Origin of the sequence: Pseudochrobactrum sp. sp1633 (assembly GCF_030376605.1) — a bacterium.
GTDB lineage: Bacteria > Pseudomonadota > Alphaproteobacteria > Rhizobiales > Rhizobiaceae > Pseudochrobactrum.
This window is the reverse complement of record NZ_JARRAE010000007.1, coordinates 94,659-110,775: the sequence shown is the minus strand read 5'-3', so window position 1 is coordinate 110,775 and position 16,117 is coordinate 94,659. Positions and strand designations below refer to the sequence as shown.

The 16,117-nt window shown below is 52.4% G+C and carries 15 protein-coding genes; 9 read left to right on the top strand and 6 right to left on the bottom strand.

Annotated features, from left to right (window positions below):
- Positions 1 to 254 precede the first annotated feature (254 nt).
- The gene (locus tag P8H26_RS09965; protein ID WP_289632816.1) at positions 255 to 1,259 is read left to right on the top strand and encodes an NAD(P)H-quinone oxidoreductase; all 1,005 of its coding nucleotides are present in this window, start codon (positions 255 to 257) and stop codon (positions 1,257 to 1,259) included.
- Between the two features lie 143 nt (positions 1,260 to 1,402).
- The gene (locus tag P8H26_RS09960) at positions 1,403 to 2,089 is read left to right on the top strand and encodes a DUF1013 domain-containing protein (RefSeq protein ID WP_289632814.1); all 687 of its coding nucleotides are present in this window, start codon (positions 1,403 to 1,405) and stop codon (positions 2,087 to 2,089) included.
- 65 nt (positions 2,090 to 2,154) lie between these two features.
- On the opposite strand, the gene P8H26_RS09955 is transcribed toward P8H26_RS09960, so the two are convergent.
- Positions 2,155 to 4,083 (bottom strand): propionyl-CoA synthetase, encoded by a 1,929-nt coding sequence (locus P8H26_RS09955; protein WP_289632813.1) that lies wholly within the window; start codon positions 4,081 to 4,083, stop codon positions 2,155 to 2,157.
- 202 nt (positions 4,084 to 4,285) lie between these two features.
- Here P8H26_RS09955 and P8H26_RS09950 point away from each other — a divergent pair, with 202 nt between their 5' ends.
- Positions 4,286 to 4,453 carry a hypothetical protein gene (locus P8H26_RS09950; RefSeq protein WP_289632811.1) on the top strand — a complete coding sequence of 56 codons (168 nt, stop codon included), beginning with the start codon at positions 4,286 to 4,288 and terminating at the stop codon, positions 4,451 to 4,453.
- Between the two features lie 60 nt (positions 4,454 to 4,513).
- Here the strand turns inward: P8H26_RS09950 and P8H26_RS09945 are convergent, their stop codons facing one another.
- The gene (locus P8H26_RS09945; RefSeq protein WP_289632810.1) at positions 4,514 to 5,539 is read right to left on the bottom strand and encodes a class I fructose-bisphosphate aldolase; all 1,026 of its coding nucleotides are present in this window, start codon (positions 5,537 to 5,539) and stop codon (positions 4,514 to 4,516) included.
- Between the two features lie 298 nt (positions 5,540 to 5,837).
- On the opposite strand from P8H26_RS09945, the gene P8H26_RS09940 reads away from it, so the two are divergent.
- Positions 5,838 to 6,977: a PQQ-dependent sugar dehydrogenase gene (locus tag P8H26_RS09940; RefSeq protein WP_289632930.1), complete on the top strand. Its 1,140-nt coding sequence runs from the start codon at positions 5,838 to 5,840 to the stop codon at positions 6,975 to 6,977.
- A gap of 57 nt (positions 6,978 to 7,034) precedes the next feature.
- Here P8H26_RS09940 and pgk read toward each other — a convergent pair whose 3' ends face one another.
- The 3 genes from pgk to tkt all read right to left on the bottom strand — a co-directional run bounded on the left by pgk (position 7,035) and on the right by tkt (position 11,413).
- Positions 7,035 to 8,228, bottom strand: a complete 1,194-nt coding sequence (pgk, locus tag P8H26_RS09935) for a phosphoglycerate kinase (protein WP_289632809.1) — start codon at positions 8,226 to 8,228, stop codon at positions 7,035 to 7,037.
- Between the two features lie 91 nt (positions 8,229 to 8,319).
- Positions 8,320 to 9,327, bottom strand: a complete 1,008-nt coding sequence (gene gap, locus P8H26_RS09930; RefSeq protein WP_289632808.1) for a type I glyceraldehyde-3-phosphate dehydrogenase — start codon at positions 9,325 to 9,327, stop codon at positions 8,320 to 8,322.
- Positions 9,328 to 9,427: 100 nt separating this feature from the next.
- Positions 9,428 to 11,413: a transketolase gene (gene tkt / locus P8H26_RS09925; RefSeq protein WP_289632807.1), complete on the bottom strand. Its 1,986-nt coding sequence runs from the start codon at positions 11,411 to 11,413 to the stop codon at positions 9,428 to 9,430.
- 418 nt (positions 11,414 to 11,831) lie between these two features.
- On the opposite strand from tkt, the gene P8H26_RS09920 reads away from it, so the two are divergent.
- The 5 genes from P8H26_RS09920 (at position 11,832) to P8H26_RS09900 (ending at position 15,394) form a co-directional block, all read left to right on the top strand.
- On the top strand, positions 11,832 to 12,104 hold the full coding sequence (locus P8H26_RS09920; protein WP_289632805.1) for a DUF4164 domain-containing protein: 273 nt from the start codon (positions 11,832 to 11,834) through the stop codon (positions 12,102 to 12,104).
- Between the two features lie 87 nt (positions 12,105 to 12,191).
- A complete protein-coding gene (locus P8H26_RS09915; RefSeq protein WP_289632803.1) occupies positions 12,192 to 12,557 on the top strand; it encodes a cell division protein ZapA in 366 nt (121 codons plus the stop codon).
- A gap of 337 nt (positions 12,558 to 12,894) precedes the next feature.
- Positions 12,895 to 13,485, top strand: a complete 591-nt coding sequence (locus P8H26_RS09910; protein ID WP_289632801.1) for a 5-formyltetrahydrofolate cyclo-ligase — start codon at positions 12,895 to 12,897, stop codon at positions 13,483 to 13,485.
- Between the two features lie 37 nt (positions 13,486 to 13,522).
- Complete coding sequence (locus P8H26_RS09905) at positions 13,523 to 14,347, top strand: TIGR00282 family metallophosphoesterase (protein ID WP_289387699.1); 825 nt, start codon at positions 13,523 to 13,525, stop codon at positions 14,345 to 14,347.
- A gap of 300 nt (positions 14,348 to 14,647) precedes the next feature.
- A complete protein-coding gene (locus P8H26_RS09900; RefSeq protein WP_289632800.1) occupies positions 14,648 to 15,394 on the top strand; it encodes a TerC family protein in 747 nt (248 codons plus the stop codon).
- An 81-nt stretch (positions 15,395 to 15,475) separates the two neighbouring features.
- Here P8H26_RS09900 and P8H26_RS09895 read toward each other — a convergent pair whose 3' ends face one another.
- Positions 15,476 to 16,051, bottom strand: coding sequence for a biotin transporter BioY (locus P8H26_RS09895; protein ID WP_289632799.1), 576 nt, complete (start codon positions 16,049 to 16,051; stop codon positions 15,476 to 15,478).
- Between the last annotated feature and the right edge of the window lie 66 nt (positions 16,052 to 16,117).

The following is a 16,117-nucleotide window of genomic DNA, read 5'->3' as shown; positions in this document are numbered from 1 at the left end:
GTTTTCCTCACTTCCTGCTGCAGCCTGTCCGCTGCAGCTTTCAATATGGTCGCAATATTCGTGTTATACCGGCCTCAAAAAGCAGGCCTGATATGTCACATACGTTTTCACCATCTCATAAAGCTGCATTATTAGCGATATAGATTTTTATCCGTTGCATTTTTTCAGGATAATATGGCTAGATCAGGGGCGGGCAGGTTTGCTCTCCCAAGCAGCGGCCTGCAATGCGGATAATGATATTTCAAGGAGCGGATATGACAACGGAACTTGCTTCCCAGATGATGGCTATTGCAATCGAACAGGCAGGTGCGCCATCGGTTCTGAAACCTGTCAAACGCTCGGTGCCGCATCCGGGTAAAGGGGAAATTCTGATCCGCGTTAAAGCCGCTGGTGTGAACCGGCCGGATGTGCTGCAACGACAAGGCCATTATCCGGCACCTGCCGGTGCCTCTGACCTGCCTGGTCTGGAAGTTGCCGGTGATGTGGCTGCAGTCGGGGAGGGCGTACAGCGCTACAGAATTGGTGATGCCGTCACCGCGCTTTTACCGGGCGGCGGTTATGCTGAATATGTAACGGCCTATGAGGGCAATGCACTGCCGCTGCCTTCCGGCTATGGCTATGTGGAAGCGGCAGCCTTGCCGGAGACACTTTTTACTGTCTGGCATAATGTGGTGCAACGCGGGCAGTTGAAGTCCGGTGAGACATTGCTGATCCACGGCGGCAGTTCAGGTATCGGGACGATAGCCATTCAGCTTGGCAAGGCGCTGGGAGCGAAAGTGATTATTACGGCCGGTTCTGCCGAGAAATGCTCCGCCTGCCTGAAAATCGGTGCGGATGTGGCGATTAATTATCGTGAGCAGGATTTTGTCGAGCAGGTTAAAGCTGCGACCAATAACAATGGTGCGGACGTTATTCTGGATATGGTTGGCGGCGATTATGTTGACCGCAATTATGATGCGGCAGCGGTTGAAGGGCGCATTGTTCAGATCGCTTTTCTCGGCGGTGCCAAGGCAAAAGCCAATTTCGCCAAGCTGATGACCAAGCGGCTGACCCATACGGGCTCAACGCTGCGGGCACGCGATGTTGCATTCAAAGCGCAGATTGCGGCAGAGCTGGAATCAAAAGTCTGGCCGCTGTTGGCAAACCGCACCATCTCTCCGGTGATGGACATGATTTATCCGCTGAAAGATGCATGGCGGGCTCATGAACGCATGGAAGAAGGGAACCATATCGGGAAAATCGTCCTCGATGTTGCGTAACTTCTAAGAATGAGCTGAATTCCCGTGCAGGGCTTTCTTGCTCATCGCGGAAAATTTGGTTATAGAAGAAATGAATTCCCGGAAATTGTGGTTTACCCCACGTCCCGCGCTACCGGAGCGGGCGAACGAGAGGATTGTATCTTATGGCCACTCAGCTTCTTATGCCTAAGGCAACAGCCGTATGGCTTGTCGATAATACTGCTCTGTCTTTTGACCAGATCGCAAATTTTTGCAAACTGCATGTGCTTGAAGTAAAAGCCATTGCTGATGGTGAAGCTGCGCAGGGTATTAAAGGCCTTGACCCGATTATCACCGGCCAGCTTTCGCGTGAAGAAATTGCCCGTGCAGAAAAAGACATTAACCACCGTCTGAAGCTCTCGGAACCTAAAGTTCATGTTCCGGAAGCTAAGCGCAAAGGCCCGCGTTATACGCCTTTGTCCAAGCGTCAGGATCGCCCGAATGCGATTCTCTGGATGGTTCGGAATCATCCGGAACTGAAAGATGCGCAGATTTCGCGTCTCGTCGGTACTACCAAATCGACCATCGAACAGATCCGTGACCGCACGCACTGGAACTCGGCCAATCTTCAGCCGATGGATCCGGTGACACTGGGTCTCTGCTCGCAGATTGATCTGGATATCGAAGTTGACCGCGCAGCGCGCAACCGTCCGATTGAACCGGATTCAGGTGATACATTGCTGCCGGCATCGGCAACCGAAAATCTGGACTTCAACCAGAGCGATGATTCGGAAGAGCTGGATGCGGATAAAGTTTTCGCCAAGCTTTCTTCCATGAAGAGCGCTCCGGAAGAAGATGAAGACGATCTGTAAGACGATTGCTTGTGAGATTGTGAAAAAGCCGCCGGAATATTCCGGCGGCTTTTTTTGTATAAGGATCAGGCGGCAGGCTTGGTCACTTCTGAACAGGTGCCGATGCCGCGTTGATGAAGGCAGTCACGGATGTCGTCTAGTGTCTGCGGGTCTTCAATGGTGGCAGGCATTTTCCACGGTTCGTGATCGGCGATTTTTTGCATGGTGGAGCGCAGAATTTTACCTGAGCGGGTCTTGGGCAGTTTGTTCACAGTCAGAACTGTGCGCAAAGCGGCAACAGGGCCGATCAGGTCGCGCACCCGCTCCACGCATTCCGCTTCAATCTCGCTATGGGCTTGGGTCACACCGGCCTTGAGTACGATGAAGCCGCAAGGAATTTGCCCTTTGAGCTTGTCGGCAATGCCGATTACCGCGCATTCTGCCACCTGAGGGTGACCGGCAATGACTTCTTCCATCGAGCCGGTAGACAGACGATGTCCCGCGACGTTGATGATATCATCGGTGCGGCTCATGATGAAAATATAGCCGTCCTCATCCATGAAGCCTGCATCAGCGGATTTATAATAGCCTTTGAACTCATCGAGATAGGCCTCGTGAAAGCGCTGGTCGGCCTGCCATAAAGTCGGCAGGCAACCGGGTGGCATCGGCAGTTTGATAACAATATTGCCAAGCTCACCGGTTTTCGCCGGATGGCCTGCATCATCGAGCACCTGCACATCGAAGCCTGGCATTGGTACACAAGTGGAGCCATGTTTTACCGGTAACATACCAAGACCGCGCGGGTTTCCGGCAATCGGCCAACCGGTCTCAGTTTGCCACCAATGGTCAATCACAGGGCGTTCCAGCATCTGTTCTGCCCATTCCAGCGTATTCGGGTCAGCGCGTTCTCCGGCAAGATACAGTGCTTCAAGGCTTGAGAGATCGTGTTGATGCAGGAGTTTACCGTCCGGATCTTCACGCTTAATGGCGCGCAAAGCGGTGGGTGCAGTGAACAACACTTTCACCTTGTGCTCGGCAACCACACGCCAGAATGTACCGGCATCGGGCGTGCCGACCGGTTTGCCTTCAAACAACACCGTTGTGGCACCGATCAGCAACGGTGCATAGACAATATAGGAGTGGCCAACCACCCAGCCGATGTCGGATGCTGTCCAGAAAATATCACCGGCATGAATGTCATAGAGCGCACCCATCGACCATGCGAGTGCTACCATATAGCCGCCATTATCGCGCACCACGCCTTTCGGCTTTCCGGTCGTGCCGGAGGTGTAGAGAATATAAAGCGGGTCGGTAGCTTCAACAGGCGTGCAGGGCACTACGCGTCCCGCAGCCTTTTCACAAAGTTGCGCAAAATCATGGTCGCGACCTGTGGTTAGTTCGCAAACACATCGTTTGCGCTGATGGATCAGGCAATGCTGCACCTGATGTTTGGCACTGGCAATGGCTTTATCGAGCAGTGGTTTATAGTTGACGGTCTTATTGGCTTCCAGCCCGCAGGAGCTGGCAATAATCAGGGCAGGCGTTGCATCATCAATACGCGCTGCCAGTTCATCGGCAGAGAACCCGCCAAAAACCACAGAATGAATAGCGCCAAGGCGGGCGCAGGCCATCATGGCAAACAGCGCCTGCGGCACCATCGGCATATAAATCAGTACCCGATCGCCTTTTTGAATGCCGAAATCCTGCATTACGGCGCTCAATCGCATCACCTGTTCCAGTGTTTCGCTATAGGTGAAGCGAGCCTTCTGGCCGCTGACAGGGCTGTCATAGAGAATGGCAGGAACATCACCGCGACCGGCCTCAATATGACGATCCAGCATGTTATAGCAGGTATTGCATTGTGCCCCTGCAAACCACCGCCCGTAAGGACCTTGATCGGGGTCAAATATGTGTGTCGCGGGTTGATACCAGTCGATGAGTGCGGATGCCTGTCCCCAGAATGCCTGAGGATCGTTTTTCCATGCCTGATAAATATCGGGATAAGCCGAAGTCATGTATTCCTCCCGTTGCGATGCAAGTTGTGCTCGCATCTCTCAGGGCGCAGAATAATTTTCACCGGATTTCTGTGCGGTTTTGAAAACATAAACTGCGCCATTCTCCTCAGCGATATTAATCCACACTGTTAAAGTTGCGTCCATCCAACTAAAGAGGGGGGTGGGCAAAAGCTGCGGATCGCGGCTGCTACAGGAGAAGTGAATGACTAAGATTGCGCCGGTATTATTGCTGATCCTGATGGCACTGCATCTGATCAAACCATTGGGGTTCTGGGGGCTGAAACGCCGCGGCGACTTCTGGAAAATTGCGGTTGCTGCCATCGGGGTTATGATGGTGACTGTGTTGTTGCAGGCGCATTATGGTTTTTAAAATTTTGAAATAAAAAAGCCCGCTCGAAAGCGGGCTTTTTAAATTTATCAAAAATGCTGATTAAGCATTCTTTTCCTGAGCTTCAGTCCATGCACCGGTAGCGGCAAGGCCGTTCATGCGGGCGCGATGGGTGAAGGCAGCCTGAGCCGCAGCAACATTCTCGTCTTTACCGCCCCACGCCTTCAGCGCTGCAGCCTGCAGAGCGCGGCCATAGGAGAAGGTCAGGTTCCAAGGCATATCATAACCGGCATTCATCGCGGAGAGATGTGCAGTTGCTTCAACATCCGACTGACCACCGGAGAGGAATGCAATACCCGGAACGGCTGAAGGAACATTGGCTTTCAGCACGCGAACGGTGAGTTCAGCAACCTGTTCAACGGAAGCATTGCGGGCGTTCTTGCCGTCGATAACCATGTTTGGCTTCAGGATAATACCTTCCAGCTTAACGCGGGCATCATAGAGTTCGTTGAAAACGGTTTTCAGAACCAGATCGGTCACTTCGTAGCAACGCTCAATGGAGTGGTTGCCCGGTGCGCCGTCCATCAGGATTTCCGGCTCAACGATTGGCACGATACCGGCTTCCTGACACAGAGCTGCATAACGAGCCAGCGCCTGTGCGTTCTGGCGCACTGCACCCCATGTTGGCAGGGTGTCGGAAATTGCGATAACGCCGCGCCATTTGGCAAAGCGTGCGCCGAGTTCGTAATATTCTTTCAGGCGTCCACGCAGGCCATCAAGACCTTCGGTGATGGTTTCATCGGCAAAGCCAGCCAATGCCTGTGCGCCAGCATCTACTTTGATACCTGGGATGGAACCGGCTGCTTTGATGACATCCGCAAGACGGCTGCCGTCACGGGCTTTCTGACGCAGGGTTTCGTCATAAAGAATAACGCCGGAGATGTAGTTCTTCATCGCATCATCAGCGCGGAACAGCATTTCGCGGTAATCGCGGCGTGCATCTTCTGTTGAAGTCAGATTGATGCTGTCGAAACGCTTCTTAATGGTGCCTGAGCTTTCATCGGCGGCAAGAATGCCTTTGCCTTTTGCTACCATGGCAATTGCAATATCTTCGAGACGTTCGCTCATAAAAAACTCCGTGTTAAGAAGGGCGTTAAAATTTGGTACCCAGCCGATAGCAGAAGTGCCTGACAAAACAAATACTGCGCCAAGCACTTGAACCGATTGAATTAATTTTAACCGATTTAAGTCGGACAAGTTTTCTTAAAGCTGGTTAAAATTGCAGGATAATTTTATCTGCCTGACAGACTTGTCAACAGCAACCATATTGCGTTTGATGCAGGGCGAGAGATGAAACGGGCACAGGGGCGCTAGCGTGGTGAAAAATACAGGTCTGAAAAAGACAGTTCTTTGTTGTTTTTCTGCGATGATAGTCACAACTGCTCTGGCGGTTCAACCGATTCTTGCATCTCAGAGTATTAATGCCGGCGGTCGCGCAGCCGTTGCTGAAAATCCCTTTAAGGTGCAGGAAATTGCTGCGTTTAATACACCGTGGGCTATTGCTTTTATGCCGGATCAGCGTCTGCTGGTGACAGAAAAAGCCGGTCATATGTTCGTGGTTGACCGGACAGGACTAAAGACAGAAATCAGCAATGTACCTGCTGTGTCTTTTGAAGGACAAAACGGGATGCTGGATGTGGCTGTCTCGCCTGATTTTGCGACTGACAGACTGGTTTATTTCACGTTCTCTGAGCCGGAGCGCAGCGGGAAAGATGTTGTCAGTTCTCTGACACTGGCACGGGCAAAACTGGGCGAAAAAGGCGGGAAGGCCTCACTTGATGATCTGACCGTGATGTGGCGGCAGATGCCGAAAAGCAAATGGGGACAGCCGGGCGGCATCATCACTTTTTCACCGGACGGCAAATATCTGTATTTAAGTTCCGGCGACCGCATGAACCCGAAAACCGCTCAGGATCCGAAACTGGCGCTGGGTAAAGTACTGCGCTTTAATCGGGATGGTTCTGTGCCGCAGGATAATCCGCGTGCCGATCTGGCGGGACAGGATGCAGATAACGCACGGGCACTGACATGGACGACCGGTCACCGCAATCCTTACGGGCTGGCCTTTGCGCCTGACGGCAAATTATGGCTGCATGAAATGGGGCCGAAAGGCGGGGATGAGCTGAACCTGATCAAGTCGGGTTTGAATTATGGCTGGTCGGTAGTGTCCAACGGGGCTCAATATAGCGGAGAGCCGATCCCGCATCATGATACACGACCGGAATTTGAACCGCCGGTGGTCTATTGGACACCGGTTATTGCGCCTGCCGGACTGGCTTTTTATGAAGGCGCGTTGTTCAAAAACTGGAAAGGCTCAGCGCTGATTGGTGGCCTTGCCTCGATGGCGCTGATACGGGTGGAATTCAAAGAGAATGGTGATGCGAACGAGGCGGAGCGCTATGATATGGAAAACCGTATCCGCGATGTGGCCGTTGCCAAAGACGGTTCTGTCTATGTGATTGAAGATGATATTCCGGGGCGCTTGCTGCGTCTGACGCCGAAATGATCAGATATTGAAAAAGCCCGCTGATCATCAGCGGGCTTTTTGATTTCCTGATATGTCTTATTTGGCTTTCAGCACATCGACGCCCGGAAGCGGTTTGCCTTCCATCCATTCAAGGAACGCGCCGCCTGCGGTGGAAACATAAGAGAAGTCATCGCTGACTTTGGCATGGTTCAGCGCTGCAACAGTATCACCACCACCGGCAACGGAAACCAGTTTACCCTGTTTGGTGCGTTCTGCCGCGTGTTTGGCGGCCGATACGGTTGCCGCATCAAAAGGACGTAGTTCAAAAGCGCCGAGCGGGCCGTTCCAGACCAGAGTGGAGGCATCGCTGATCGCCGCATTAATACGGTCAACCGAGAGCGGGCCCACATCCAGCATCATGCCGTCATGCGGGATTGCATCCACACCATAATTCTGGTGCGGGGCATCAGCCGCAAAGTGCCATGCCACAATCGCATCAACCGGCAGAATAATCGCGCAATTGGCGCTTTCTGCTTTGGCCATAATGGCGCGGGCTGTATCGGCCAGATCATGTTCGCAGAGCGATTTGCCGACATTGTGGCCTTGCGCTGCGAGGAAAGTGTTGGCCATGCCGCCGCCGATCACCAGAGCATCAACTTTTTCTACCAGATTGGAGAGCAGGTCGATTTTGGAGGAAACTTTAGCACCGCCGACAATCGCGATCACCGGACGGGCTGGCTGCCCCAGACCTTTTTCAAGCGCGGTGAGTTCGGCTTCCATTGTCAGACCGGCAAAAGCAGGCAGAACATGCGCGAGACCTTCTGTCGATGCATGGGCGCGGTGCGCCGCCGAGAAGGCATCATTGACATAGATGTCGCCGTTCGCTGCCAGAGCTTTGACGAAATCGGCGTCATTTTTTTCTTCGCCTTTGTGAAAACGTGTGTTCTCAAGCAGAAGAACATCGCCGTCCTTCATTGCGTTGACAGCTTCTGCTGCTGCATCACCGATACAATCCTTGGCGAAAGCAACATGGTGCTTAACAGCATGTGCCAGCGCGGGAACAACCTGCTCCAGCGAAAATTCAGCTTTAGCTTCGCCTTTCGGGCGGCCAAAATGGGCGAGCAAAATAACTTTTGCGCCTTTGGAACGCAAAGCATTGATGGTCGGGATGATGCGGTCGATACGGGTTGTATCCGTGACTTTGCCATCCTGCATCGGTACGTTCAGGTCAACGCGAACGAGGACGCGCTTGGATGCAACATCAGCATCTTTGAGAGTGCGGAAACTCATGGGGTTCTCCGGTTTTCGCTGTAAATTCTAATAAAAAAGCCGCGCGTCCAGTGTGGTCACGCGGCTTAAGCTCTGTTGTCAGATGAACAGATTAAATCAGCTTGCCAAGCGCAACCGCAGTATCGCTCATGCGGTTTGAGAAGCCCCATTCATTGTCGTACCAGGTGAGGATACGCACCATTGTGCCTTCCATAACCTTGGTCTGATCCATGTGGAACACGGATGAATGCGGGTTGTGGTTGAAGTCGATAGAAACCAGCGGCTCATCTGTGTAACCGAGAATGCCTTTAAGGCGGCCATTGGCAGCTTCACGGATCGCATTGTTGATTTCTTCAACAGATGTGGCGCGTTTGGCAACAAAAGTCAGGTCAACAACGGAAACATTCGGGGTTGGTACGCGGATAGAAACGCCGTCGAGCTTGCCTTTGAGTTCCGGCAGAACCAGACCAACAGCTTTAGCAGCACCGGTTGAAGTCGGGATCATCGACAGAGCAGCAGCACGCGCACGATACAGATCCTTATGCATGGTATCCAGCGTTGGCTGGTCACCGGTATAAGAATGGATCGTGGTCATGAAGCCTTTATCAATGCCGATTGCTTCATTGAGAACCTGAGCCACCGGTGCAAGGCAGTTGGTGGTGCAGGATGCGTTGGAAATAACCAGATGATCTTTGCTCAGCTTGTCATGGTTGACGCCGTAAACAACGGTGAGGTCGGCATTGTCAGCAGGTGCAGAAACGATCACGCGCTTGGCGCCGGCTTCCAGATGCAGGGCAGCTTTGTCACGGGCAGTGAAAATGCCGGTGCATTCCAGAGCAATGTCTACGCCCTCGGCAGCCCAAGGCAGTTCGGCAGGATTGCGCACAGCGTGCACTTTCATTGCGCCGCGGCCAACATCAATGGTATCGCCTTTGACGGTTACTTCAGCCGGGAAACGGCCGTGAACGCTGTCGTAGCGCAGCAGATGCGCATTGGTTTCAACCGGACCAAGATCGTTGATTGCAACAACTTCGATATCGGTACGACCCGATTCGATGATAGCGCGCAGGACGTTACGGCCGATACGACCAAAACCGTTAATAGCGACGCGAACTGCCATATTATAAACTCCCGAAAAACTGTTTCATGTTTTGTCAGGCCGCTTTGCAGCCTGAGAGAGAAGAAAAATGAGCGGAGAAATCCGCTCATTTTAACTGTTTTTACTTCAGCTTGGTTTCAGCAGTAGCAACGATGGCTTCTGCAGTGATACCGAAATGCTTGTACAGATCGTTGATCGGACCGGAAGCGCCGAAGCCCTTCATGCCGATGAATGTGCCGTTTTCACCGATGAAGCGTTCCCAGCCCATCGAGATTGCCGCTTCAACCGCAATACGCACCGGTGCAGTGCCGATCAGAGCTTTCTGATAAGCTGCAGTCTGGGTTTCAAACAGCTCAAAGCAAGGAACCGAAACCACACGGGTTGCAATGCCTTTGGCTTCCAGCTGGGTGCGGGCGTTGAGCGCGATTTCAACTTCAGAACCGGTGGCGAAGATGGTGACCTTTGCATCATCCGATGCGGTCGCCAGCTCATAGGCACCATAGGCGCAGAGATTGTCATCATCATGCTGGGTGCGCACGGTCGGCAGGTTCTGACGGGTCAGAGCCAGTGTCGACGGTGTTTTGGTTGAGTTCAGTGCAATCTGCCAGCATTCCGCAGTTTCAACCGCATCGGCCGGACGGAATACGAAATGGTTCGGGATCGCACGCAATGCAGCCAGATGTTCAACCGGCTGATGTGTCGGGCCGTCTTCGCCAAGACCGATGGAATCATGGGTCATGACATAAGCAACGCGGATGCCCATCAGCGAGGACAGACGCATGGCCGGACGTGCATAGTCAGAGAAGCAAAGGAAAGTGCCGGAATAAGGGATAACACCGCCATGCAGCGCCATACCATTCATCGCAGCTGACATACCGAGCTCACGGATGCCGTAATGAACAAAGCGGCCGTGATAGTTGTCCGGTGTAATCGGCTTGGTCTGTGACGTCAGAGTGTTGTTGGAGCCGGTGAGATCAGCAGAGCCGCCAACGGTTTCCGGTACAACGCCGTTGATAACTTCCAGAGCCATTTCCGAAGATTTACGGGTGGCGACCTTCGGCTTATCTTCCGAGAGCTTCTTCTTGTAATCAATGATGGTCTGGTCAAAGGCGCTTGGCAGATCGCCGCGCATACGGCGTTCAAATTCTGCACGTACCGATGCGTCAGCGGCAGCAAAGCGCTTTTCCCATTCAATGCGCTTTTTGGCGGAGTTCAGGCCAGCCAGACGCCATGCATCAAGCACATCCTGCGGGACGACGAATGGCTCATATTCCCAGCCGAGTGCTTTGCGGGTTGCAGCAATTTCTTCTGCGCCGAGCGGCGAACCGTGAACTTTGCTGGTGCCTGCCTTGTGCGGCGAGCCAAAACCAATAGTGGTTTTGCAAGCAATCATGGTCGGCTTGTCAGAGGTTTTGGCAAATTCAAGCGCTTTCGCGATCGCATCCTGATCGTGACCGTCTACTTTCAGCGTGTTCCAGCCGGAAGCTTCAAAACGGGCGCACTGATTGGTGGAATCAGAAAGCGAGATCGGGCCGTCGATGGAGATGTTGTTATCATCCCACATTACGATCAGGCGGTTCAGCTTGAGGTGACCTGCCAGCGAAATCGCTTCCTGGCTGATACCTTCCATCAGGCAGCCGTCACCAACCAGCACATAGGTGTGGTGGTTGACGAGTGCATCGCCGAATTCTGCATTCAGAATGCGTTCTGCCAGTGCCATGCCAACGCCGTTGGCAATACCCTGACCGAGCGGGCCGGTTGTGGTTTCAATACCGGCGGCATGACCGAATTCCGGATGACCGGCAGTGCGGTGACCGAGCTGACGGAAATTCTTGATCTCATCAAGGGAGATGTCTTCATAGCCGGTCAGATACATCAGGGAGTAAAGCAGCATCGAACCGTGGCCGGCGGACAGAACGAAACGGTCGCGGTCAGGCCATGTGGTGTTCTGCGGATCATGGGACATGAAACGGGTGTAAAGCGTGGTCGCAATATCAGCTGCGCCCATCGGCAGTCCCGGATGGCCTGAATTGGCCTTTTCCACTGCGTCTACAGACAGGAAGCGGATTGCGTTGGCCATCTGGTTCTGTTTGTCGGAATTACTCATGGTTTCGGCTGTCTTTCCTGTGGTGCCTGCAGAATGCGGATGAAGGCAGTTATCTTAAAACATCGGCAGGTTTGTGAGCATTAGGACATTACTTGCAGTAAAAAGATAAAAATACCTCTTCTGCAAGGGTTGGGGACACATAACATTTGCATGAAGAGAGTCAACAAAGCGCTGCCATTCTGCACGCAAATCAAAGGTTTTCCGGCTTGCATGCGACACAGTGTGCGTTCTTAAAACGGTTAAGTTGCGGCAATCGCTGTCAAACGCTGTTGTGATTATCGTGTATGAGTTAACGCCTTTGTGTGACATTTGTTGCTTCACAGCATTGTGCTTATTAAAGTGATGCGAAATCTGCCGCTTCCGGCATGACGATTCGGCTTTATTTTTTAAAAGGCCGTGATCGGCAAAGGGAAACAATATGGCTTCGGAAATTACGCTCAGACAGGCAATTGAACAACTGGAAAAAGCAATGGTTACCCTTGAGCAGGCTGTTGAATTGCGGCTTGAGAAAGAGGGCGACTTCGCGGAAGCTGAAGAAGAAGTGCAGCGTATGAATGCTGACCGCTCCAAGCTGGCACAGGAACTGGATACATCTGAGGCACGGGCCGAGCGGCTGGAAACGGCCAATCGTGAAGTCTCGCGGCGGCTGGTGACGGCAATGGAAACAATCCGCACGGTTTTGGATCGCTGAGGCTCTTGCCGGACAAAATTTAGCAGCTATTTATTGTTTTACAGCTTGCGCAAGGCACAATAATAAAAACGGCGGTACGGAGGTTCTATGGCTACAGTAACAGTGACAATCGATGGCAAAGCCTATCGTATGGCCTGTGACGAGGGGCAGGAAGAGCATCTCTCCGGTCTGGCCGACCGTTTTGACCAATATGTCATGCATCTTAAAGGGTCATTCGGTGAAATCGGTGATCAGCGCCTGACCGTTATGGCCGGTATCATGGTGATGGATGAGCTGGCTGAATTGCAAAAGCGGATGCAGGGGCTGGAAAATGAAGCGGAAACGCTGCGCCGCTCCCGCGATGATGCGCTTTCACGAGCCGACAAAAGCGACAGTGCGCTGACTGAAGCTGTAGCGCGTGCCGCGCAGAAAATTGAAGGTATGGCCAGAAAGATTGCCCCGCGCGGCGGCTAAAACAGCCGTTTCTGAAGAGCTGAAAAATAAACTGATATTTCATGTAAGCTGTGCGATAGCCACTGGCGCAAGGCCTGATAAATAACTATATTGAAATCAGGCGAACTGCACATCCCGACAGAAGACACTTATACCTCGGGGCCTTACTGATCTTTAGGGAGCTGTCCCTGGAGAGGCTCCTGGGCTTCTTCACACGGCGCCCACCTACGTTGTAGGCACCCAGAGGATCAACCTCTTCATCGTTTGTCGTGGTCGCCGCTTTTCTCTTTCGTTTGTTAAGTTTGCAATTTGTCCGCTTATTCTGTTTTATCAGGCAGGATAATGACAGGGGGCGGATGTGCATATTGATGATCTGAAAACACGCAAAGCGGAAGTGCGCAAATCTGTATTGCAGGCGCGCAATGCGCTTCCTGAAACTTTACGCCATGCTGCTGCTCAATCCATTACTCAGAACTTTTTGAACGCAATGACTCTGCCGGAAAAATCCCGTGTCTCCGGTTTTTGGCCAATCCGCTCGGAGATTGATCCGCGTCCGCTGATGCAGGCGCTTGAAGCACGCGGCATGACGCTGTGTGTGCCCGCGATATTGGATAAGCAGACCATTGAGTTTCGTGCAATGTCTTTTGGGGATGCGCTGGTTGAAACAGGCTTCGGCACGATGGGACCTGCAGCTGATGCGCCGGTTGTTGATCCGGATATTATGCTGATACCGCTGGCGGCATTTGACCCCTCAGGCAACAGAATTGGCTATGGTGCGGGCTATTATGACCGTGCAATTGCGGCTTTACACCATAAAAATAAGTTTCCGCTGCTGATAGGTGTTGCGTTTGATGCGCAACGGGTAGATCACATAGCGCATGAGCCACATGATGTGGCATTGAATTATATTCTGACTGAAACCGGACTTATTGCGGCATCGCCAATGTGATATTTGCGGAAAAACAAAAAGCAGGTTTGAAGGATCTATGCGTTTTCTTTTCTTAGGTGATATGGTTGGCCGTTCCGGCCGCACAGCAGTTTTTGAAAAATTACCGGGTTTGATTTCTGATCTGAAACTGGATTTCGTTGTCGTCAACGGCGAGAATGCTGCCGGTGGCTTTGGTGTCACTGAAGATATTTTCCATGAGACCATCCGTGCCGGTGCCGATGTGATGACCACCGGCAACCATGTTTGGGATCAGCGTGAGGCTCTGGATTTCTCGCGTCGTGAAGATCGTTTCCTGCGTCCGGCCAATTTTCCGAAAGGCACTGCGGGTAAAGGCTCAGGTCTTTATATTGCCAAGAACGGTGCGCGTGTGCTGGTTGCCAATATTATGGGACGCGTTTTCATGCATCCCGATCTGGATGATCCGTTTAAAGCCGGTGAGGAAATCTTGGGCGCCTGTCCGCTTGGTGAGCAGGCCGATGCGGTGATCTTTGATTTCCATGCGGAAGCGACGAGCGAAAAGCAGTGTTTCGGTCATTTTGTCGATGGTCGTGCCAGTCTGGTTGTGGGTACACATACCCATGTGCCGACCGCTGACTGCCAGATTCTGACCAATGGCACGGCCTATATGTCGGATGCCGGTATGTGCGGTGATTATGATTCATCGCTTGGTATGGATAAAGAAGAACCGCTCAACCGGTTTCTCTCCAAAGTGCCAAAGGGCCGTTTTGAAGCTGCCAGCGGGCCTGCAACCATCAGCGGTATCGGTGTGGAAATTTCAGACCGTACCGGTCTGGCCGAAAAAGCAGCGCCTCTGCGCATCGGGCCGCGGTTGGAAGAAACGATCCCGTCTTTCTGGCGCTAAATTCGAACTTGATCTGAGTGAAAATAATAAGACCCGCATTTTTTACCGGAGATGCGGGTTTTATTTTTGGTTGAGCCAGCGAAATATTTCAGAAAGAAATAAAATGTTGGTCTTATAATTCATTGAAAAACAGTCATAGTTTTCCCATGTGCTTTTTTCGTGATTTCAAGAGATTGCGGGATATCTCGTTTTAGTTCAGCTTGATCTCTGTCCGATAAGGACAGGTTTATGCTTCAAGACGCGATTTCATTATTAATGCAGCAGATGCATCAACACTTGTTCGACGCAAAGGGCGCCTGAATGGAATTTTTCGCTGAGTATTTTGGTTTTTTAAACAGCCCTGCGGGATGGGCTGCTCTGATCACATTGCTGGTCATGGAAATTGTTCTCGGTATTGATAATCTTATTTTTATTTCCATTCTCACCAATAAACTGCCTGAACATCAGCAGACCAAAGCCCGTCGTATCGGTATTGGCGCTGCACTGATCCTGCGTCTCGGCCTGCTTTTCACGATTTCCATCATTGTACAGATGAAAGATCCGGTGATTGAAGCCTTCGGTCATGCTTTCTCATGGCGCGATATTATTCTGATCGCCGGTGGTCTGTTCCTTGTCTGGAAAGCGACCAAAGAAATTCACCATACAGTTGATCCGAATGATGGTCATGAAGCCGGTGCCGGTAAAGTGGTCATGCTGAGCATGGGTGCTGCCATCACGCAGATCCTGTTGCTGGATCTGGTCTTCTCGGTTGACAGTATCATCACTGCGGTTGGTATGGCCGATGAGATCGTTATCATGGTCATCGCCGTTGTCGGTGCTGTGACTGTGATGCTGCTGGCTGCTGACCCGCTGTCGCGCTTTATCGGTAAGAACCCGACAATCGTCATGCTGGCGCTGGGCTTCCTGCTGATGATCGGTATGACACTGATTGCTGATGGTTTCGGCTTCCATGTGCCAAAAGGATATATCTATGCGGCTATGGGCTTCTCGGCGCTGGTCGAGGTGCTGAATATGCTGGCGCGCCGCCGCAGGCAGTCAGGCGAGTAATCTCCTGAAAGATATACAATAAAAAAGCCCCGTTGCAGGCAATCTGCAACGGGGCTTTTTTCGATTTAAGCGCAGTGTTTTTTAAGCGTCTTTACGGAAAGAAGCTTTGAGGATCGAAGCGCCGAGAGCGGATTTGATCAGCGCACCGATCAGGAACGGCGTAACGCCAACCAGTACGGCCTTTTCAACGCCGATGGTGAGGCTCAGCCATGCTGCACCGAGAACCAGAGCCAGAATATTGGCGGTCAGGAAAGCAGCGAAAGCTTTTGGCAGGCTGCTGCCGTTCCAGCCGCGTTCGGCCAGGTAGCCGGTGAGGGCTGCGATAACCGGAAATGCGAACAGGTAGCCGGCTGTCGGGCCAGCGAAAGCTGCCAGAGTGCCGTTGCCGCCTGCCAGAACCGGCATGCCCATTGCAGCTTCACCGAGCCATGCGAGCACAGTCAGTGCGCCAAGGCGCCAGCCGTAAAGTGCGCCGATCAATGGCACAACCAGTGTCTGCAGAGTGATCGGCACCGGCAACATCGGTACGGTGATCTGGGAGGTGAGTGCGAGGATCATGGTGCCGGAAATTACGGCAAACAATTTCATGGCCACGCTGCGGTTGTCGAGGTTGAGCGGGCTGAAAGCCGGTTTGCGAACTGCATGTGCGAGAGACATGAGAAGCTCCTTAAAGCATTTCGGTGTCAAACGATCTGATTTGACGGCCACGATAATGCGGCAAAA